The organism is Streptomyces cathayae (assembly GCF_029760955.1).
GTDB lineage: Bacteria > Actinomycetota > Actinomycetes > Streptomycetales > Streptomycetaceae > Streptomyces > Streptomyces cathayae.
Map to the genome: position 1 here is coordinate 6,652,501 of NZ_CP121682.1, position 20,190 is coordinate 6,672,690.

A 20,190-nucleotide genomic window follows, 5' to 3' on the forward strand; every position below is an offset into this window, starting at 1 on the left:
AGAGGGAAACAGCCCAGAGCATCGACTAAGGCCCCCAAGCGTACGCTAAGTGGGAAAGGATGTGGAGTCGCACAGACAACCAGGAGGTTGGCTTAGAAGCAGCCATCCTTGAAAGAGTGCGTAATAGCTCACTGGTCTAGTGATTCCGCGCCGACAATGTAGCGGGGCTCAAGCGTACCGCCGAAGTCGTGTCATTGCGATATCAACCCCCAACGGGGATCGTGATGGGTAGGGGAGCGTCGTGTGCCGGGTGAAGCAGCCGCGGAAGCGAGTTGTGGACGGTTCACGAGTGAGAATGCAGGCATGAGTAGCGATACACACGTGAGAAACGTGTGCGCCGATTGACCAAGGGTTCCTGGGTCAAGCTGATCTGCCCAGGGTAAGTCGGGACCTAAGGCGAGGCCGACAGGCGTAGTCGATGGACAACCGGTTGATATTCCGGTACCCGCTGTGAAGCGCAAGACATCGAACCAGGCGATGCTAAGTCCGTGAAGCCGCCCCGATCTCTTCGGAGTTGAGGGGAGTGGTGGAGCCGACGGACCAGACCTGCAGTAGGTGAGTGATGGGGTGACGCAGGAAGGCAGTCCAGCCCGGGCGGTGGTTGTCCCGGGGTAAGGGTGTAGCCCGAGTGGTAGGCAAATCCGCCACTCATCCAGGGTGAGACCCGATGCCGAGCCGATTGTGGCGAAGTGGATGATCCTATGCTGTCGAGAAAAGCCTCTAGCGAGTTTCATGGCGGCCCGTACCCTAAACCGACTCAGGTGGTCAGGTAGAGAATACCGAGGCGTTCGGGTGAACTATGGTTAAGGAACTCGGCAAAATGCCCCCGTAACTTCGGGAGAAGGGGGGCCATCACCGGTGAGGGAACGTGCTTCCTGAGCTGGGGGTGGCCGCAGAGACCAGCGAGAAGCGACTGTTTACTAAAAACACAGGTCCGTGCGAAGCCGTAAGGCGAGGTATACGGACTGACGCCTGCCCGGTGCTGGAACGTTAAGGGGACCGGTCAGCTCCATTTCGGTGGGGCGAAGCTGAGAACTTAAGCGCCAGTAAACGGCGGTGGTAACTATAACCATCCTAAGGTAGCGAAATTCCTTGTCGGGTAAGTTCCGACCTGCACGAATGGCGTAACGACTTCTCGACTGTCTCAACCATAGGCCCGGTGAAATTGCACTACGAGTAAAGATGCTCGTTTCGCGCAGCAGGACGGAAAGACCCCGGGACCTTTACTACAGTTTGATATTGGTGTTCGGTTCGGCTTGTGTAGGATAGCTGGGAGACTGTGAGCCCGCCACGCCAGTGGTGGGGGAGTCGTCGTTGAAATACCAGTCTGGTCGTGCTGGATGTCTAACCTGGGTCCGTGATCCGGATCAGGGACAGTGTCTGATGGGTAGTTTAACTGGGGCGGTTGCCTCCTAAAGAGTAACGGAGGCGCCCAAAGGTTCCCTCAGCCTGGTTGGCAATCAGGTGGTGAGTGTAAGTGCACAAGGGAGCTTGACTGTGAGACCGACGGGTCGAGCAGGGACGAAAGTCGGGACTAGTGATCCGGCGGTGGCTTGTGGAAGCGCCGTCGCTCAACGGATAAAAGGTACCCCGGGGATAACAGGCTGATCTTCCCCAAGAGTCCATATCGACGGGATGGTTTGGCACCTCGATGTCGGCTCGTCGCATCCTGGGGCTGGAGTCGGTCCCAAGGGTTGGGCTGTTCGCCCATTAAAGCGGTACGCGAGCTGGGTTTAGAACGTCGTGAGACAGTTCGGTCCCTATCCGCTGCGCGCGCAGGAGTCTTGAGAAGGGCTGTCCCTAGTACGAGAGGACCGGGACGGACGAACCTCTGGTGTGCCAGTTGTCCTGCCAAGGGCATGGCTGGTTGGCTACGTTCGGGAGGGATAACCGCTGAAAGCATCTAAGCGGGAAGCCTGCTTCGAGATGAGGGCTCCCACCCACTTGATGGGGTAAGGCTCCCAGTAGACGACTGGGTTGATAGGCCGGATATGGAAGCGCCGTAAGGTGTGGAGTTGACCGGTACTAATAGGCCGAGGGCTTGTCCTCAGTTGCTCGCGTCCACTGTGTTGGTTCTGAAACCACGAACGACCCCATGCCGGGCCACGGCGTGGTGCGGTTGAGTGTTTCATAGTGTTTCGGTGGTCATAGCGTAGGGGAAACGCCCGGTTACATTCCGAACCCGGAAGCTAAGCCTTATAGCGCCGATGGTACTGCAGGGGGGACCCTGTGGGAGAGTAGGACGCCGCCGAACTTCTTTTAGAGCTCTGGCTCTTGGGCACGCAGCCCAAGAGCCAGAGCTTTTTTGTATTGAGGTAGGGTCAGTGAGCATCATTGGTACGTTTCCCACAGGAGGCCCCCGGGTGGAGGTCCAGGAGACTCGCGTCCAGACGGACCGTGTCCTCACCATCCCGAACATCCTCAGCATGGCGCGGCTTCTCGGCGTCCCTCTCTTCCTGTGGTTGATCCTCAGGCCTGAGTTCGGCGGCCCGAAGAGCGACGGCTGGGCGCTTCTGGTGCTCGCGCTGAGCGGTGTCAGTGACTACCTGGACGGCAAACTCGCGCGACGGTGGAATCAGATCAGCAGCCTCGGCCGGCTTCTTGATCCTGCGGCCGACCGACTCTACATCCTGTCGACTCTGCTCGGACTCACCTGGCGCGAGATTCTTCCGCTCTGGTTGACGGTCGTACTACTGGCACGTGAGCTGGTTCTGCTGGTGATGGTGGGTGTCCTCCGGCGGCACGGCTATCCGCCGCCGCAGGTGAACTTCCTCGGGAAGGCGGCCACCTTCAACCTGATGTATGCCTTCCCCTTGCTTCTGCTCAGCGACGGCAGCGGCTGGATCTCGTCACTTGCCGCTGTTTTCGGATGGGCGTTCGCCGGATGGGGTACAACGCTGTACTGGTGGGCAGGAGTCCTCTATGTGGTTCAAGTCCGCCGCCTGGTGCGTGCGGACGCCATGGCCGGCTGAACTCGCTGACTGGCACGCGCAGAGTGGCGCGATGGCCCGCAGTCGAAACGTGCGGGACAATCTTGGTGGGTGAAGTCGGCTAGACCGTCGTCTCTTAGAGGAGGGCGCTTCCGACATGAAGGCCGTCGTGATGGCCGGGGGTGAAGGCACACGCCTTCGCCCCATGACCTCAAGCATGCCCAAGCCGCTCCTGCCGGTGGCCAACCAGCCGATCATGGAGCACGTTCTGCGGTTGCTCAAAAAGCATGGGCTCAACGAAACCGTTGTGACCGTCCAGTTCCTGGCATCGCTGGTCAAGAACTACTTCGGTGACGGCGAAGAGCTCGGAATGGAGCTCACCTATGCCAATGAGGAGAAGCCACTCGGTACCGCGGGAAGCGTCAAGAACGCCGAAGAGGCATTGAAGGACGACACCTTCCTTGTCATCTCCGGTGATGCTCTGACGGATTTCGACCTCACTGAGCTGATCAATTTCCACAAGGAAAAGGGCGCGCTGGTCACGGTCTGCCTGACCCGGGTGCCCAATCCGCTGGAATTCGGTATCACCATCGTGGACGAGCAGGGCAAGGTCGAGCGTTTCCTGGAGAAGCCGACCTGGGGGCAGGTCTTCTCCGACACGGTGAACACCGGGATCTACGTCATGGAGCCCGAGGTCTTCGACTATGTCGAGCCGGATGTGCCCGTCGACTGGTCCGGTGACGTCTTCCCGCAGCTGATGAAGGAAGGCAAACCCGTCTACGGCTTTATCGCCGAAGGCTACTGGGAAGATGTCGGCACCCATGAGAGCTACGTGAAGGCACAGGCCGACGTCCTGGAGGGCAAGGTCGACGTCGATATCGACGGTTTCGAGATCTCGCCGGGTGTATGGGTGGCCGAGGGTGCCGAGGTGCATCCCGATGCCGTCTTGCGCGGTCCGCTCTACATCGGTGACTACGCCAAGGTCGAGGCCGGCGCCGAGATCCGTGAGCACACGATCGTGGGATCCAACGTCGTCGTGAAGAGCGGGGCCTTCCTGCACAAGACCGTCGTCCACGACAACGTGTACGTCGGCCCGCACAGCAACCTGCGGGGCTGTGTCCTGGGCAGGAACACCGACGTCATGCGCGCGGCGCGGATCGAGGACGGCGCCGTCATCGGCGACGAATGCCTGATCGGCGAGGAATCGATCGTCCAAGGGAATGTGCGGGTCTACCCGTTCAAGACGATCGAGGCGGGCGCCTTCGTCAACACCTCGGTCATCTGGGAGTCCAGAGGGCAGGCACATCTCTTCGGAGCCCGTGGGGTCTCCGGAATCCTGAACGTCGAGATCACTCCGGAACTCGCCGTGCGGCTGGCCGGTGCCTACGCGACGACGCTGAAGAAGGGGTCGACGGTCACCACGGCCCGGGACCACTCCCGTGGTGCCCGTGCCCTGAAGCGTGCGGTCATCTCCGCGTTGCAGGCCAGTGCCATCGACGTACGGGACCTGGAGAACGTACCGTTGCCCGTGGCCCGGCAGCAGACCGCGCGGGGCAGCGCGGGCGGCATCATGATCCGCACCACACTCGGCGTGCCCGACTCGGTCGACATCATGTTCTTCGACGGACAGGGCGCCGACCTCTCGCAAGGCAGCCAGCGCAAACTGGACCGGGTGTTCGCGCGACAGGAGTACCGGCGTGCGTTCCCGGGAGAGATCGGTGATCTGCACTTCCCGGCGAGTGTCTTCGATTCGTACACCGGGTCACTGCTGCGGAACGTCGACACCACGGGAATCGCGGAGTCCGGGCTGAAGGTCGTCGTGGACGCGTCGAACGGCAGCGCGGGGCTCGTCCTGCCGAGTCTGCTCGGCAAACTCGGTGTCGACTCGCTGACCATCAACCCCGGCCTGAACGAGTCCAGGCCGACCGAGACGGCCGATATGCGACGCTCGGGGCTGGTGCGGCTCGGTGAGATGGTGGCGTCCTCCGGTGCCGCGTTCGGTGTGCGGTTCGACCCCGTCGGCGAGCGGCTGTCCCTGGTCGACGAGAAGGGGAGGATCGTCGAGGACGACCGGGCGCTGCTCGTCCTGCTCGACCTCATCGCGGCCGAGCGGCGCAGCGGCAGGGTCGCGCTCCCCGTGACCACCACCAGGATCGCCGAACAGGTGGCGGCCTACCACGGCACGCAGGTGGAGTGGACGACCACCTCGCCCGACGACCTGACGCGCGTGGGCGGGGAAGAGGGGACGATCTTCGGCGGTGACGGCAAGGGCGGTTTCATCGTCCCGGAGTTCAGCCGGGTCTACGACGGCACTGCGGCCTTCGTCCGGCTCATCGGTCTGGTGGCGAGGACGCAGCTCACGCTCAGCCAGATCGACGCGCGGATCCCGCGCGCGCACGTGATCAAGCGCGATCTGGCGACTCCGTGGGCCGTCAAGGGACTGGTGATGCGGCGGGTCGTCGAGGAGGCCGGTGAACGCTTCGTGGACACCACGGACGGTGTACGCGTGGTGGAGCCCGACGGCCGCTGGGTGATGGTGCTGCCCGACCCGGCGGAGGCGGTCACCCACCTGTGGGCGGAGGGACCCGACGACGCCTCCGCCCAGGCCCTGCTCGACGAGTGGGCGGCCGTCGTGGACAGCGCGGGACGATAGGCGGAACGGCAGAACCAGCGGTACACGTGCGTGCCGGACAAGTGCCCCCAACGGGGCCTGTCCGGCACGCCGGTAGGGCCGTTCGGAGGTAGTGGCCGTGGCGTGCGACGATGTGCGGCATGCCGCAGCAATCCCCCGTTCGGAGCACACCCCAGCGGCCTCCGCGCCCGGACGCGTCCATGTCGTTGCTCACCAACGTGATGGACCACAGCCTCGACGAGGGATACGCCGAGGCCGCCGCGCGAAAGCAGGCCGACGGCAGCGGCGGTATGCCGAAGACCCTCAGGGCGAAACTGGGGCTCGCCGGTGGTCTGGTGCTCGCCGCTCTGGTCGTGACCGTCGGAGCCGCGCAAGCCAGGGTGGCGGCCCCCGTCGTCGCCAAGGAGCGCGAGGAACTGATCGACAGGATCGACCGCGAGACCGAGGCGGCGGACAAGCTCAAGGACGGCGTCGACGCACTCCGTGACGATGTGGGCGCGCGGCAGCGCGAGGCGCTCAGGCACAGCGGTGAGGGCGACCGCACCGAACTGGTGGGCGTCCTGGCGGGTGCCGTCGCGGTGCACGGCCCCGGAGTGAAGCTCGTGGTGAACGACGCCAAGGACACGAGCGTGGGCGGGGACGGCGACGCGCGGTCGACCTCCGGTTTCTCCGACACCGGGCGGGTCCGCGACCGTGACATGCAACGCGTGGTCAACGGGCTGTGGGAGTCCGGTGCCGAGGCCGTCTCGATCAATGGGCAGCGGCTGACCGCTCTGTCTGCGATCAGGGCCGCGGGAGACGCGATACTGGTCGACAACAGGCCGCTGGTACCGCCGTACACGGTGCTCGCGGTGGGGGACGGCCGACAGCTGAGCAGCCGGTTCCAGAACAGTGCGGACGGGCTGTATCTGCAGGCCCTGGAGGAGAGCTACGACATCCGCACCGAACTTTCGGTGGAGGACGCCCTCCGGCTGCCCGCCGCGCCGAGTGTGATCGTACGAACCGCACAACCGATGACCGAGACGACATCTGCAACTGAGAAGGGCACATCGTGATCGCCGTACTGGGCCTCGTCGTGGGAGTCGTGGCCGGCCTGTTGGTCCGGCCCGAGGTTCCGGCAGTCGTCGAGCCTTACCTGCCGATCGCCGTCGTGGCGGCGCTCGACGCCGTCTTCGGCGGGCTGCGGGCCATGCTCGACGGCATCTTCGACGACAAGGTCTTCGTGGTGTCGTTCCTGTCGAACGTGGTGGTGGCCGCGCTGATCGTCTTCCTCGGCGACAAGTTGGGCGTGGGAGCCCAGCTGTCCACCGGGGTCGTGGTCGTCCTCGGCATCCGGATCTTCTCCAACGCCGCGGCGATCCGCCGGCACGTGTTCCGGGCGTGAGGGCGATGAGCGATCACGAGCACGACAGGACGACGCCCGAGCCGGCAGCCGGACCACACTCGGTACCCGGACCACGCCCGGCAGCCGGTGGCAGCCTCCGCAAGGAGCTGCCCGACGAGGTGCCCGCGCCCGTGTCCGCGCCCACGCCGACGGTCGAGGACGGGGGGACACCGCCGGAGCCGCCCGGATCCGATCTGACCGGACGGCAGCGACTGGTGAAGGGATTGTGGCCGCCACGGATCACCCGGGCTCAACTCATCGTCGCCGTGTTGCTGTTCGGCCTGGGTTTCGGCCTGGCCGTCCAGGTCGCCTCGAACAGCGAGGGTGACAGTGCGCTGCGCGGCGCTCGTCAGGAAGATCTTGTCCGTATCCTCGATGAACTCGACGACCGCACGGAGCGTCTTGAGGATGAGAAGCAAGGGCTCGAGAAGCAGCGTGACGAGCTGGAGAACAGCTCGGACCAGGCCGAGGAGGCCCGGAGACAGACAGCCGAGAAGGAACGGCAACTCGGCATCCTGGCGGGCACCGTGGCCGCGCAGGGGCCCGGCATCACGTTGGTCATCGAGGACACGAAGGGGATGGTGAAGGCGAACATGCTGCTCGACGCCGTCCAGGAGCTGCGCGCGGCCGGTGCCGAGGCCATCCAGTTGGACGGCGTGCGGGTCGTGGCGGGCACCTACCTGTCCGATTCCGGCAATGGGGTGAGTGTCGACGGGAACAAGATCACTGCCCCCTATCGTTTCAAGGTCATCGGCAAGCCGCAGGATCTCGAACCGGCGCTCAACATCCCAGGAGGTGTGGTGCAGACTCTCGAGAAGGAACAGGCCACCGCCTCCGTGGAGAGGTCGGCCAAGATCGTCGTGGATGCCTTGCGGCCGGCGAAGCAGCCTGACTACGCTCGGTCGTCCTCCCCGTGAACCGGGGGTGCATGGGGGGTGACCGGCGAGGGCAAGAGGTTGCGGGGGGTCGGCGCACCGAATGGGTGGTGCGTGGTGGAAACTGTCTGGTGGATACGGACGTTGTGAAGATGTCCGGGTCGGCCAATGTGTTCAGTCAGGGTTCGTCCTGCCCCACGGGCGGGTCTGTTTCGGTCAAGGGGAATCGCCCGTGAAGTTGTTTGGGAAGTTGTTCGGCAAGAGCGCACGAGAAGGCCGCGACAGTGAGGCTGCCCGGCATCGTGCCCAGCCGGAGACGGAAGGTTCGCGTCCGCTGTTCCGGGACCAGGTGGACGGCCAGGGCGCGCCGTCGGTTGACCCTGCGCAGTCGAGCGGCATAGGTTTCGGGCAACCGTCAACCTCAGGTACGGGTGGAGGGTTCTCCGACCCGTACGCGTCCCAAGCCCCCGGTGGGCAGGAGGATCCGTCCATGTCGGTCCTGGTATGTGCGAGGTGCGGTAACCGCAACCCGGAGAACAGCCGGTTCTGCTCCAACTGTGGAGCTCCGCTCCGGCCCGGAGTCGCCCCGGAGCGCCCCTCCGAGACGACCTCCACCATCTCCATCTCCGGTCTCGAGGCCTACGACGCGGAGGTCACCGGCCAGACGCAGATGCCGATGCTGTCGCCCGAGGCGCAGGCGGCCGTCGACGCTCTGCCGGTGGGTTCGGCGCTCCTGGTCGTGCGCCGCGGGCCGAACTCGGGAAGCCGCTTCCTGCTGGACGGAGATCTGACGACGGCCGGCCGGCACCCGCAGAGCGACATCTTCCTGGACGACGTGACGGTCTCGCGTCGGCACGTGGAGTTCCGCCGCGGCCAGGACGGTTCCTTCACCGTGGCCGACGTGGGCAGTCTGAACGGCACGTACGTCAACCGTGAGCGCATCGATCAGGTCGGTCTGTCGAACGGTGACGAGGTGCAGATCGGCAAGTACCGGCTGGTGTTCTACGCGAGCCAGCGGGGCTACTGACCCTCCCCGGGTTCCGTCCGGGGCACCCTGACCCCAGGGAAGGTCCATGCTTCACACACCGAGCGGCGGTGCCGGGCACGGCGCCGCCGCAGCGGAAACCGGACTGATGAGCATCGGCACGGTGCTGAACACGCTGCGCGAGGAATTCCCCGAAGTCACCATCTCCAAGATCCGCTTCCTGGAGTCGGAGGGGCTCATCGAGCCGCGGCGGACCCCCTCGGGGTATCGCAAGTTCAGCGCGGCGGACGTCGAGCGGCTCGGTCATGTCCTGAGGATGCAGCGGGACCACTACCTGCCGCTCAAGGTGATCCGTGAGCACGTGGAGGCGATGGAGCGCGGCGAGGCCCTCCCGCTGCCGGTGCTGTCCCGGCAGCGGGAGGGGGAAGCCGGCCCCGAGCCGTCCGCCGATCCTGCCTCCACGGCGGCCCGGATCGGGCGGGCGCAGCTGCTGGCGGCCGCCGGCATCGACCAGGAGCAGCTCGCGGAGTGGGAGTCGTACGGGCTGCTCGCTCCCGTCGAGGACGAGGTGTACGACGCCGAGGCGGTCACCGTCGCCGGTCTCATCACCGAGTTGGGGCGGTTCGGGATCGAGCCGAGACACCTGAGGGCGATGAAGGCCGCCGCGGAGCGGGAGGCCGGGCTGGTGGACCAGGTCGTCGCCCCGCTCAAACGCCACCGCAATCCGCAGACCAGGGCTCATGCGCAGGCGCGTGCGAAGGAGCTCGCCGGTCTCACGGTGAAGCTGCACGCCGCGTTGGTGAGCTCGGCGCTCGGAGTGCGGCTGCCCTGAGGGGCACGGGGCCGGGGGACCGGATCGGTCACCTGATCCCGGCCCGACTACCCAAACGTCCCGGGCACGGCCTAGGGTTGCTGTGTGAACGAGCTCGATGTCGTAGGTGTCCGGGTCGAAATGCCCTCGAACCAACCGATCGTGCTGCTGCGCGAAGTGGGAGGCGACCGGTACCTCCCCATCTGGATCGGGCCGGGGGAGGCGACGGCCATCGCCTTCGCCCAGCAGGGCATGGCTCCGGCGCGCCCGCTGACCCACGACCTCTTCAAGGACGTGCTGGAAGCCGTCGGTCAAGAGCTCACGGAAGTGCGCATCACGGATCTGCGCGAGGGGGTCTTCTACGCGGAGCTGGTCTTCGCCAGCGGCGTGGAGGTCAGTGCCCGGCCGTCCGACGCCATAGCGCTGGCGCTGCGCACGGGGACGCCGATCTACGGCAGTGACACGGTCCTCGACGACGCGGGGATCGCCATCCCGGACGAGCAGGAGGACGAGGTGGAGAAGTTCCGCGAGTTCCTCGACCAGATCTCGCCGGAGGATTTCGGCTCCAGCAGTCAGTGAGCGGCGGTGACCGTCCCGCCGGATTCCCGCTCGGGTCGGGGGTGCGCGAGGGCGTCGCACGGCCCGCACAGAAGGCATTCGGCTAGCCTTTCCCCGCGGTGGGACACGGGAAACCACTCTTAGGGTGATTATCACTCGGCGTGCCGAGTGTGGCGATCGTTGACGCACCCTTGGTGACTGCCTACCGTCGAGGAGGCAGGTCGAGGACGGAGGTCGGCGTGAGAAGCACCGGCGACGGTACGGCCGGGGGTGCCCCCGGACACGGTCTCGGGGCGAGCGGTCCGTACCCTCACCCAGGCCCTCAGCTCCGCGCGAGCGGGGCGTATGCCCATTACGGCAGTGTGGCCGATCATGCTCCGCAGCGGCCGTCGGCCGTGCCGAGCAGCGGAGGGGCGACGACGTCCATGGTGTCCGAGGAGATCGGTTATCGCGGCCCCACGGCCTGCGCGGCCGCCGGTATCACCTACCGGCAACTGGACTACTGGGCCCGCACGGGACTGGTCGAGCCCAGTGTGCGGCCCGCGCACGGCTCCGGGACGCAGCGGCTGTACAGCTTCCGGGACGTCGTCGTCCTGAAGATCGTCAAGCGGTTCCTGGACACCGGCGTGTCGCTGCAGAACATCCGTACCGCCGTCCAGCATCTGCGGGAGCGAGGCTTTCGTGATCTGGAGCGCATGACGCTGATGAGCGACGGCGCCACGGTCTACGAGTGCGACACGCCGGATGAGGTCCATGCCCTGCTCCAGGGTGGCCAGGGGATCTTCGGGATCGCCGTCGGTGTGGTGTGGCGGGACGTCGAGAGCGCGCTGTCCCAGTTGCACGGGGAGCGTGTCGACACCGGGGAGACACTGATCGGGCCCAACCCGGCGGACGAGCTGGCGCGGCGGCGGAACCGAGCCGTTTGAGCCGTCGGTGCCGCTGAGCGGTCCGTGTCGTCCGGGACGCGTCCGGGGCGGCCGGTGGCCGGCCCGGGTGGCAGGGCATTGTCAGTGGCGTAGGGCAGCATCGAAGATGTGAGATCCGCGCCCACCATCCTGCATCTCGACATGGATGCCTTCTTCGCCTCGGTCGAGCAGGCGTCCAAGCCGAGCCTGCGGGGGAAAGCCGTGGTGGTGGGCGGGCTCGGGCCACGTGGAGTGGTCGCCACCGCTTCGTACGAGGCCCGGCTCTTCGGCATCCGTTCCGCGCTGCCCATGGCGCAGGCGCGACGGCTCGCGCCGAACGCGGCGTATCTCGTGCCGCGCTTCGCGTTCTACCGGTCGATCAGCGACCAGGTGATGGGGCTGCTGCGGGCGCTGTCGCCGCTGGTGGAGCCCTTGAGCCTGGACGAGGCGTTCGTGGACCTGGAGGACGGCGGGGCGGCCTGGGACGAGCGGTCGGCCCGGCTGGCCGGGGCGAGACTGCGCGCGGACATACGGGCGGTCACCGGGCTCACCGGGTCCGTCGGGCTCGCCGCCTCCAAGATGCTGGCGAAGATCGCCTCGGAGCAGGCGAAGCCCGACGGGCTGGTGCTCATCGAGCCGGGGAGGGAGCGGTCCCTGCTGGCACCGCTCCCGGTCCGGACGCTGCCGGGGGTGGGGCCCGCCACCGGTGACCACCTGCGCAGGGCCGGGATCCACACGATCGACGAGCTCGCCGAGGCCGGGGAGGACGAGCTGGTGCGGTTGCTCGGCAAGGCACACGGACACGCGCTGTACGCCATGGCCCTGGCACGGGACGAACGGCCCGTGGTGGCCGAGCGGGAGACGAAGTCGGTGTCGGTCGAGGACACGTACGACGTGGACATTCACGACCGGGTGCGGGTCGGGACGGAGGTGCGGCGGCTCGCCGATCGCTGTGTGCGCAGGCTGCGGGGAGCAGGGCTGGCGGGACGGACCATCGTGCTGAAGGTGCGGCGCTACGACTTCTCGACGCTCACCCGGTCCGAGACGCTGCGGGGCCCCACGGACGATCCGACGGTGGTGCGTGAGGCGGCGGCGCGGTTGCTGGGGTCGGTCGACACGACGGGCGGAGTACGGCTGCTGGGGGTGGGGGTCAGCGGGCTCGCGGACTACACCCAGGAGGACTTGTTCGCGCAGGCGGCGGGGGGCCGGGGGGAGGAGTCGCCGGGCGAGGAGGCGCAGATGGCCGCACCCGCGGAGGAGGAGCGGCGGACGAGCGTGGAGCGGAGCTGGCCGGCCGGGCACGATGTACGGCACACCGAGTACGGGCACGGGTGGGTCCAGGGCAGCGGCCTGGGCCGGGTCACGGTCCGGTTCGAGACACCCGGCTCGGCGGTGGGACGGGTGAGGACCTTCCGCACCGACGACCCGGCCCTGCAGCCGGCGGATCCGCTGCCCCTGGTGGATCGAAGCCTCGGCGAGAGCGAGAGGCCGCAGGGTGGTGCGGAGACGAGCGATGGCTCGGGGGCGGGTCCCGGGGGCATGGATCCGGGGCACTCACAGGTGTGAGTGGGCCGCGGGCTTCGTGCTCCGGTTCCGGGGGCTCTCAGGCGTGGCGGTCGTCGCGGTCGGCGAGTTTGCCGAAGTCGCGGTCCGGAAGCGGGGGAGGCGCGGAGATGTCCAGACCGTAGTGGTGGTAGAGCTGGAGTTCCTGCTCCGGGGAGAGGTGGCGGCCCACGCCGAAGTCGGGGGCGTCCTTGATCAGGGCGCGTTCGAAGGGAATGTGGAGGCTGCCGTCGATCAGCTCGCTCGGCTCCAGGGGGACGAAGGCGTCCCTGCTGAACAGGCCGGTGCGTATCGCCGCCCACTCGGGTATGCCGGTGGCGTCGTCGAGATAGACCTCGTCGATGGTGCCGATCCGGGTCCCGTTGCGGTCGAAGGCCTTGCGGCCGATCAGGTTGCGCGGATCGATGTCGGTCTGCACGGGCCCTCCACTGGTCGCAATCCGCAGTCATTCGTCAGCACTACGAAACGGCACAATCGGTCCGGCGGCCACTCGAAGGTCCGGGGGTTGCCCTCGCTGGTACGCTGGCAGCGGCTGCTGACCCCGTGCGGGAGAGTCCTCCGGACACCATCGGAGGGCGCCGAAGGAGCAAATCCTCCCCGGAAACTCTCAGGCCCACGTACCGCATGGACGAGGTCACTCTGGAAAGCAGGGCGGGTGTCGACGGCTCCCGCTCTCACCGACGGTGAAAGCCGGACGCCCTGCGGCGGTCCGGTGAAGCTCTCAGGTTGAGATGACAGAGGGGGAGGCCGTCCGGGCACCCGTCATGGTGCCCCTCGAAGGTCGTCAGACCAGGAGGCCTCCACAATGACCGCCCACCGCATTCCCCTCTCCGAGCTCGAACAGGGAACGCCCTTCGAGCAGCGTCACATCGGCCCCGACCACGAGGCCCGCGCCAAAATGCTCGCGCAGGTCGGCTACGGCTCGCTCGACGAGCTGACGGCCGCGGCGGTCCCGGATGTGATCAAGAACGCCGACGCGCTCGATCTGCCGGGCGCCCGGACCGAGCCCGAGGTGCTGGCCGAACTCCGGTCGCTGGCCGACCGCAACGAGGTGCTCGGCTCCATGATCGGGCTCGGGTACTACGGGACCTTCACGCCGCCCGTCATCCTGCGCAACGTGATGGAGAACCCCGCCTGGTACACGGCGTACACGCCGTACCAGCCGGAGATCTCGCAGGGACGGCTCGAGGCGCTGCTGAACTTCCAGACCATGGTCGCCGAACTGACCGGCCTGCCGACCTCCGGGGCCTCACTGCTCGACGAGGGCACGGCCGCCGCCGAGGCGATGGCGCTGTCGCGGCGCATGGGCAAGAACAAGAACGGTCTGTTCCTGGTCGACACGGACGCGCTGCCGCAGACGATCGCCGTGATCGAGACCCGTGCCGAGCCGACCGGCGTCGAGGTCGTCGTCGCCGACCTGAGCGAGGGCATCCCCGCCGAGATCGCCGAGCGCAAGATCAACGGCGTGCTGATCCAGTACCCGGGCGCCTCCGGAGCCGTACGCGACATCAAGCCGGTGATCGACCGGGCGCACGAGCTGGGCGCGCTGGTCACCGTCGCCGCCGATCTGCTCGCCCTCACCCTGCTGACGTCGCCCGGCGAACTCGGCGCGGACATCGCGGTCGGCACGACCCAGCGCTTCGGTGTGCCCATGGGCTTCGGCGGGCCGCACGCCGGATACATGGCCGTGCACGAGAAGATGGCGCGCAGCCTGCCCGGACGGCTCGTCGGCGTCTCCGTCGACGCGGACGGCGACCGGGCCTACCGGCTCGCGCTCCAGACCCGTGAGCAGCACATCCGCCGGGAGAAGGCCACCAGCAACATCTGCACCGCCCAGGTGCTGCTCGCCGTGATGGCCGGGATGTACGCCGTCTACCACGGTCCCGAAGGACTGCGGACCATCGCGTGGCGCACCCACCGTTACGCGACCGTCCTGGCCGAAGGGCTCCGGGCCGGCGGCGTGGAGATCGTCCACGGCTCCTACTTCGACACACTGACCGTGCGGGTCCCGGGGCGGGGTGCCGAGGTCGTCGCCGCCGCGCGGGACAACGGGGTCAACCTGCTCCTCGTCGACGCCGACCACGTCTCGATCGCCTGCGACGAGACCACCACACGGGCCCGGCTCGCCGCCGTGTGGAGTGCTTTCGGGATCGAGGCCGACATCGCAGCTCTGGACGCGGCGGCGCCCGACACCCTGCCGGACGCCCTGCTGCGCACCGACGAGTACCTGACGCACCCCGTCTTCCACCAGCACCGCTCCGAGACCGCGATGCTGCGCTACCTGCGGCGGCTCGCCGACCGTGACTACGCGCTGGACCGCGGGATGATTCCGCTGGGCTCCTGCACCATGAAGCTCAACGCGACCACGGAGATGGAGCCGATCACCTGGCCCGAGTTCGGGCAGCTGCACCCCTTCGCGCCGGCCGAGCAGGCCCAGGGCTACCTCACGCTCATCCACGAACTGGAGGAGCGTCTCGCCGAGGTCACCGGCTACGACAAGGTGAGCCTCCAGCCCAACGCGGGTTCCCAGGGCGAACTGGCCGGGCTGCTCGCCGTGCGCGGCTACCACCGGGCCAACGGCGACGAGCAGCGCACCGTCTGCCTCATCCCGTCCTCCGCGCACGGCACCAACGCCGCCAGCGCCGTCATGGCCGGGATGAAGGTCGTCGTCGTGAAGACCGCCGAGGACGGCGAGGTCGACATCGACGACCTGCGGGCGAAGATCGAGCAGTACCGCGACGAGCTGTCGGTGCTGATGATCACCTACCCGTCGACGCACGGTGTGTTCGAGGAGCACGTCGCCGACATCTGCGCGGCGGTGCACGAGGCCGGCGGCCAGGTGTACGTGGACGGCGCGAACCTCAACGCGCTGGTCGGGCTGGCCAAGCCCGGACACTTCGGCGGCGACGTCTCGCACCTGAACCTGCACAAGACCTTCTGCATCCCGCACGGTGGCGGCGGTCCCGGTGTCGGCCCGGTCGGGGTGCGGTCGCACCTGGCGCCGTACCTGCCGAACCACCCGCTCCAGCCCGAGGCCGGGCCGAAGACGGGGATCGGGCCGGTCTCGGCCGCCCCGTGGGGTTCCGCGGGCATCCTGCCCATCTCGTGGGCGTACGTCCGGCTCATGGGCGGCGAGGGGCTCAAGCGGGCCACCCAGGTGGCGGTGCTCAGCGCCAACTACATCGCCAAGCGCCTCGAGCCGCACTACCCGGTGCTCTACACCGGCCCCGGCGGGCTGGTCGCGCACGAGTGCATCATCGACCTGCGCCCGCTGACCAGGACGACCGGTGTGAGCGTGGACGACGTGGCCAAGCGGCTGATCGACTACGGCTTCCACGCGCCGACGATGTCGTTCCCGGTGGCGGGAACGCTGATGATCGAGCCGACCGAGTCCGAGGACCTGGCCGAACTCGACCGGTTCTGCGAGACGATGATCGCGATTCGCGCGGAGATCGAGAAGGTCGGCTCCGGCGAGTGGCCCGCGGACGACAACCCGCTGCGCAACGCCCCGCACACCGCCGCCGCGCTCGGCACGGAGTGGGAGCACCCGTACAGCCGTGAGGAGGCCGTCTTCCCGACCGGTGTGAGCGCGGCCGACAAGTACTGGCCGCCGGTGCGCCGTGTCGACCAGGCCTTCGGCGACCGCAACCTGGTGTGCTCCTGCCCGCCGCTGGACGCGTACGACGACTGACGCGGAGGGCCCGGTCACCGGGACCGAGGAGTGGAAGGGCTCCGCTTCGGCCGCAGGGCCGAAGCGGAGCCCTTCGGCGTACCGCTTCCGCTTCCGTCAGACGCGATCGATATGGACGTTTGTCGACTTCACACGGGCGGTGGCCTCCATGCCGACCTCCAGTCCGAGCTCCTCGACGGCCTCGCGGGTCAGCAGCGAGACCAGGCGGTGCGGACCCGCCTGGATCTCGACCTGGGCCGCCACGTCGCCGAGTGTGATCGCGGTGACGATGCCGGGGAAGGCGTTGCGGGCCGAGGTGTACGGCGTGCCCTCCTCGGTGGCGCCGGCCTTCGCGAGGCCGACGGAGAACGCGGCCAGGGCCCGCCCCTCGATGAGCCGTCGTCCGCCTTCGTCGCGATGGGTGGTGAGCCGGCCCGCGTCCGCCCAGCGTCGGGCGGTGTCCGGGCTGACGCCGAGCAGCCGTGCTGCCTGGCCGATCGTGTAGGACTGCATGCCGATCACGATAGGCGGCGAGCGGAACCGGGCGGCGCGGAGCCGCCCGGTGGAGCTCAGGCGGAGGTCATCACCGCGGGGCCCCCGGGACGCTGCGGGGCGATGCTCCTGCCGTCGGGCAGGAGTTCACCGGTGTCCTCGAAGAGCACGACACCGTTGCACAGCAGGCTCCAGCCTTGTTCCGGGTGGTGCGCCACGAGACGGGCGGACTCCCGGTCGGCGGATTCGGCTGAGGGGCACGGTGACGGATGCTGGCACATGGATGGGATCTTTCGCTCTGTGGTGACCTGTGGGTTGGCTGTTGTCTCTGTTGCGCGGCGTGAAACCTCGTTCATGGCCGCCCCCCGTTGTCCTAGGTCGGTCGGAAACAAGTGTTGCCCTCCGGACGGCGATCCGCAGGGATTTCGCGGCACCGCCCCTCACAGGTCGATGACGCGTCACCCGCGCGGACGGTTCACCTCAACTGCACTGTCACTTCGGGTGGTTCCGTATGGCCGGATGAGGCTAGTCCGAGGGCTCGGAGCGCTCGGAGCGCTCGGGGCAGCTCGGGCCGGGGAGGCTCGGGGCGTGCGCGTGCCCCGCCGCGGGGATCGGGCGGCGGGGCACGGGAGTGGTCGTGCGGGAGGGGCGGGGACGCGTGCGATCGCGTGTCGGTCAGGCGGGTGAGCCGAGCAGGCGGTCGGGCGTCGCCCGGTGGGTCAGCACCGGGAGGAGTTCCGCGACCAGGTGCGGGCGGTGGGCCGCGATACCGGGCGGCGCGGGGGCGAGCGGGACGAGCAGGTCGGTGGCGGCGGGATGGCCGGTGGCGCCGTCCGCGGTGCGGTCGCCGTGCAGCCAGAGGGTCAGCATGTAGAGGCCGGGCACCGACAACAGCCGGGGCTGGTACGGCTGCGACAGGGACTCGGCCTGGCGCAGGGCCAGTTCGGTGGAGGCGATGTACGGACCCTCGAAGAAGCGGGAGAAGGTCCAGCCGTCGGGGGTCAGTACGGTGTCGGCCGCGGCCACCGCCCGGTCGCCGCAGCGGATCAGGAAGCGCCAGCCGGCCAGTCGCGTCGCGGACACGCCCTCGGCGGTGATCCGGTCCAGGACGTGCACGGGCAGAGGCAGTTCGGGTGAGACCGGACCCTGGGCACCGAGGAGGGAGGGGGTTCGGGCCTCGCTGACCGCGGTGGGGGAGGAGAGTGCGGTGAGGACGGAACGCAGTGCGGGCGCGGGGGCCGGGGGGACATGAAGGGGCATGGTGGGTCGCCTCTCATTCGAAGGCACGGTGGCACGAGGGCGGGGCGGACGACGCTGTCAGCTCGCGAAGGGTCGGAAGGCAGGGGCCGGGGGCCTGAGCGCGGGAGGTGGGGGTGAGGACTGCCGCACGTCACCTCGAGGGCTGGATCACTCGACCGTGGGCGCCAACCTTCTGCCCTGTCCACGGAGTTTATACGACGCGTGTTCGGGCTGTGTTTCCACTAGCTGTTTTCGACCCGTTGAACAAGGGTACTTCTGGTCGACGAAAAGGGGGAATCATCCCGATTTAGAGCCGGGTGCACAGCGATGACCTCGATAAACGGCTGTGAAGTGGTAGGCCTATTTTCATCGGCGTTTTTCACGAGTCAGTCATCGCGTTGTTGCGTGCCCTGTCGGCCATGCCGCGTGAATGTGCCAGTGGACACATTCGACCAGCGTAGCGGTCCGCAGATCGGTCCGGGGCGTTATCGATCGCATCCACGGGGCATCCTCCCCTGTGGACCGGGACCCCGGCGGCCGATCATCGGGCCGCCCAGCCGAGGAAGGACGCTTCGATGGGGGAGAAGGTGGTGGCAGGCGGGTTCGACCTGTCCGATCGCCAGCGCTACCGCGACAAGCTCCGCAGGTGCCTGGCGGGCTTGGAGCGACTCCTGGCGGAGAAGCGGTTCGACCGCCCCAAGAACCTTGTGGGGCTGGAGATCGAATTGAATCTCACGGGCGCCGACGGCATGCCGAAAATGTTGAATGGACAAGTCCTCGAACGGATCGCGAGCCGGGACTTCCAGACAGAACTCGCCATGTTCAACCTGGAAGTCAACATAGCTCCACACCGTTTGGACGGGCGGGTATTCGACCGGCTCACCGAGGAACTGCGCACCTCACTCGCGTACGCCGACCGGAAAGCCGCCGAGGTGGACGCCGGGATCGTGATGATCGGTATTCTGCCGACGCTGGACCGCGACGACCTCGTCTCCTCGAATCTCTCCGAAGTCGACCGCTACACCCTGCTCAACGACCAGATCGTGGCCGCCCGTGGAGAGGACTTCAGCCTCGACATCGACGGGGTGGAACACCTCAGCTGCACCTCCAAGTCCATCGCGCCCGAGGCCGCCTGCACCTCGGTGCAACTGCACCTCCAGGTCACTCCGGCCCGCTTCGCCGACGTGTGGAACGCGGCCCAGGCGGTCGCCGCCGCCCAGATCGCCGTCGGCGCCAACTCGCCCTTCCTGTTCGGCCGCGAACTGTGGCGCGAGTCCCGGCCGCCGCTGTTCCAGCAGTCCACCGACACCCGGCCGCCCGAACTGCAGGCACAGGGCGTACGGCCGCGCACCTGGTTCGGGGAGCGCTGGGTCACCTCGGCGTTCGACCTCTTCGAGGAGAATCTGCGCTACTACCCGGCCCTCCTGCCCATCTGCGACGACGAGGACCCGCTCGAGGTGCTGGACAAGGACGGCACCCCCACGCTCGCCGAACTCGTCCTGCACAACGGCACCGTCTACCGCTGGAACCGCCCGGTCTACGGCGTCGCCGACGGCGTCCCCCACCTGCGGGTGGAGAACCGGGTCCTGCCCGCCGGGCCCACCGTCGTCGACGTCGTCGCCAACGCGGCGTTCTACTACGGTCTGGTCCGCGCCCTCGCGGAGGACAGCCGCCCGGTGTGGACCCGGCTGCCCTTCGAGGCCGCCGCCGCCAACTTCGACGCCGCCTGCAGGCACGGCATCGAAGCCCGCCTGACCTGGCCCCGGCGCGGGCGCTACGGCGGTACGGCCGAGGTGGACGCGGTCACCCTCGTACGCGACGAGCTGCTGCCGCTGGCCGAGGCGGGACTGGACGCGTGGGGCATCGAGCCGGTGGACCGGGACCTGTACCTGGGCGTGATCGAGGAGCGCTGCCGGCGCCGGCAGAACGGCGCGAGCTGGCAGGCCGCGACCTTCCACCGGGCCCTGGACGGCGGCCTGGCCCGGGATGCGGCGCTGGCCGCCACCACCCGGCGCTACCGCGAGCTGATGCTGAAGGGCGATCCGGTCCACACCTGGCCCGTCGGCCTCCCGGACCCGGTACCCGCGGCCTGACGACACCGGGGCGGGCCCACCGCGGACCGCCCGTCGGGCCGTCGGAGGCTGCC

General features: G+C 67.9%; 16 protein-coding genes, 2 rRNA genes and 1 riboswitch (1 of these 19 only partly in view). Of the genes, 14 read left to right on the plus strand and 4 right to left on the minus strand.

Annotated elements, in window-relative coordinates; all coding sequences use genetic code 11:
• From PYS65_RS30380 to PYS65_RS30435, 12 genes are all read left to right on the plus strand, one after another.
• Positions 1–2,049, plus strand: a 23S ribosomal RNA gene (locus PYS65_RS30380) (it extends 1,074 nt beyond the left edge of the window).
• A gap of 88 nt (positions 2,050–2,137) precedes the next feature.
• Positions 2,138–2,254, plus strand: a 5S ribosomal RNA gene (rrf, locus tag PYS65_RS30385).
• 109 nt (positions 2,255–2,363) lie between these two features.
• A complete protein-coding gene (gene clsA, locus PYS65_RS30390) occupies positions 2,364–2,972 on the plus strand; it encodes a cardiolipin synthase ClsA (protein WP_279337133.1) in 609 nt (202 codons plus the stop codon).
• Positions 2,973–3,087: 115 nt separating this feature from the next.
• On the plus strand, positions 3,088–5,583 hold the full coding sequence (locus tag PYS65_RS30395; protein ID WP_279337134.1) for a mannose-1-phosphate guanyltransferase: 2,496 nt from the start codon (positions 3,088–3,090) through the stop codon (positions 5,581–5,583).
• Between the two features lie 119 nt (positions 5,584–5,702).
• Complete coding sequence (locus PYS65_RS30400; protein ID WP_279337135.1) at positions 5,703–6,617, plus strand: DUF881 domain-containing protein; 915 nt, start codon at positions 5,703–5,705, stop codon at positions 6,615–6,617.
• Positions 6,614–6,946 carry a small basic family protein gene (locus tag PYS65_RS30405; RefSeq protein ID WP_003988855.1) on the plus strand — a complete coding sequence of 111 codons (333 nt, stop codon included), beginning with the start codon at positions 6,614–6,616 and terminating at the stop codon, positions 6,944–6,946. The genes PYS65_RS30400 and PYS65_RS30405 overlap by 4 nt, the downstream gene beginning before the upstream one ends.
• 5 nt (positions 6,947–6,951) lie before the next feature.
• Positions 6,952–7,863 carry a DUF881 domain-containing protein gene (locus PYS65_RS30410; protein WP_279337138.1) on the plus strand — a complete coding sequence of 304 codons (912 nt, stop codon included), beginning with the start codon at positions 6,952–6,954 and terminating at the stop codon, positions 7,861–7,863.
• 61 nt (positions 7,864–7,924) lie between these two features.
• Positions 7,925–8,848, plus strand: coding sequence for an FHA domain-containing protein (locus PYS65_RS30415; RefSeq protein ID WP_279337139.1), 924 nt, complete (start codon positions 7,925–7,927; stop codon positions 8,846–8,848).
• Positions 8,849–8,894: 46 nt separating this feature from the next.
• On the plus strand, positions 8,895–9,638 hold the full coding sequence (gene ftsR, locus PYS65_RS30420; RefSeq protein ID WP_279337140.1) for a transcriptional regulator FtsR: 744 nt from the start codon (positions 8,895–8,897) through the stop codon (positions 9,636–9,638).
• Positions 9,639–9,722: 84 nt separating this feature from the next.
• The gene (locus tag PYS65_RS30425) at positions 9,723–10,196 is read left to right on the plus strand and encodes a bifunctional nuclease family protein (protein ID WP_003988851.1); all 474 of its coding nucleotides are present in this window, start codon (positions 9,723–9,725) and stop codon (positions 10,194–10,196) included.
• Positions 10,197–10,414: 218 nt separating this feature from the next.
• Positions 10,415–11,101, plus strand: a complete 687-nt coding sequence (locus PYS65_RS30430; protein ID WP_279337141.1) for a MerR family transcriptional regulator — start codon at positions 10,415–10,417, stop codon at positions 11,099–11,101.
• 108 nt (positions 11,102–11,209) lie between these two features.
• Positions 11,210–12,646: a DNA polymerase IV gene (locus PYS65_RS30435; protein WP_279337142.1), complete on the plus strand. Its 1,437-nt coding sequence runs from the start codon at positions 11,210–11,212 to the stop codon at positions 12,644–12,646.
• Between the two features lie 37 nt (positions 12,647–12,683).
• Here the strand turns inward: PYS65_RS30435 and PYS65_RS30440 are convergent, their stop codons facing one another.
• On the minus strand, positions 12,684–13,061 hold the full coding sequence (locus PYS65_RS30440) for a PRC-barrel domain-containing protein (protein ID WP_279337143.1): 378 nt from the start codon (positions 13,059–13,061) through the stop codon (positions 12,684–12,686).
• Between the two features lie 118 nt (positions 13,062–13,179).
• Positions 13,180–13,276: riboswitch (glycine riboswitch) on the plus strand.
• Positions 13,277–13,448: 172 nt separating this feature from the next.
• Here PYS65_RS30440 and gcvP point away from each other — a divergent pair.
• Complete coding sequence (gcvP, locus tag PYS65_RS30445; RefSeq protein WP_279337144.1) at positions 13,449–16,334, plus strand: aminomethyl-transferring glycine dehydrogenase; 2,886 nt, start codon at positions 13,449–13,451, stop codon at positions 16,332–16,334.
• A 96-nt stretch (positions 16,335–16,430) separates the two neighbouring features.
• Here gcvP and PYS65_RS30450 read toward each other — a convergent pair whose 3' ends face one another.
• The 3 genes from PYS65_RS30450 to PYS65_RS30460 form a co-directional block, all read right to left on the minus strand.
• Positions 16,431–16,826: a TOBE domain-containing protein gene (locus tag PYS65_RS30450; protein WP_279337145.1), complete on the minus strand. Its 396-nt coding sequence runs from the start codon at positions 16,824–16,826 to the stop codon at positions 16,431–16,433.
• Between the two features lie 56 nt (positions 16,827–16,882).
• Positions 16,883–17,086: a DUF5999 family protein gene (locus PYS65_RS30455; protein WP_279337146.1), complete on the minus strand. Its 204-nt coding sequence runs from the start codon at positions 17,084–17,086 to the stop codon at positions 16,883–16,885.
• A gap of 394 nt (positions 17,087–17,480) precedes the next feature.
• Positions 17,481–18,065: a hypothetical protein gene (locus tag PYS65_RS30460; RefSeq protein ID WP_279337147.1), complete on the minus strand. Its 585-nt coding sequence runs from the start codon at positions 18,063–18,065 to the stop codon at positions 17,481–17,483.
• Between the two features lie 554 nt (positions 18,066–18,619).
• Here PYS65_RS30460 and PYS65_RS30465 point away from each other — a divergent pair.
• Complete coding sequence (locus tag PYS65_RS30465) at positions 18,620–20,137, plus strand: glutamate-cysteine ligase family protein (RefSeq protein ID WP_279337148.1); 1,518 nt, start codon at positions 18,620–18,622, stop codon at positions 20,135–20,137.
• Positions 20,138–20,190 lie beyond the last annotated feature (53 nt).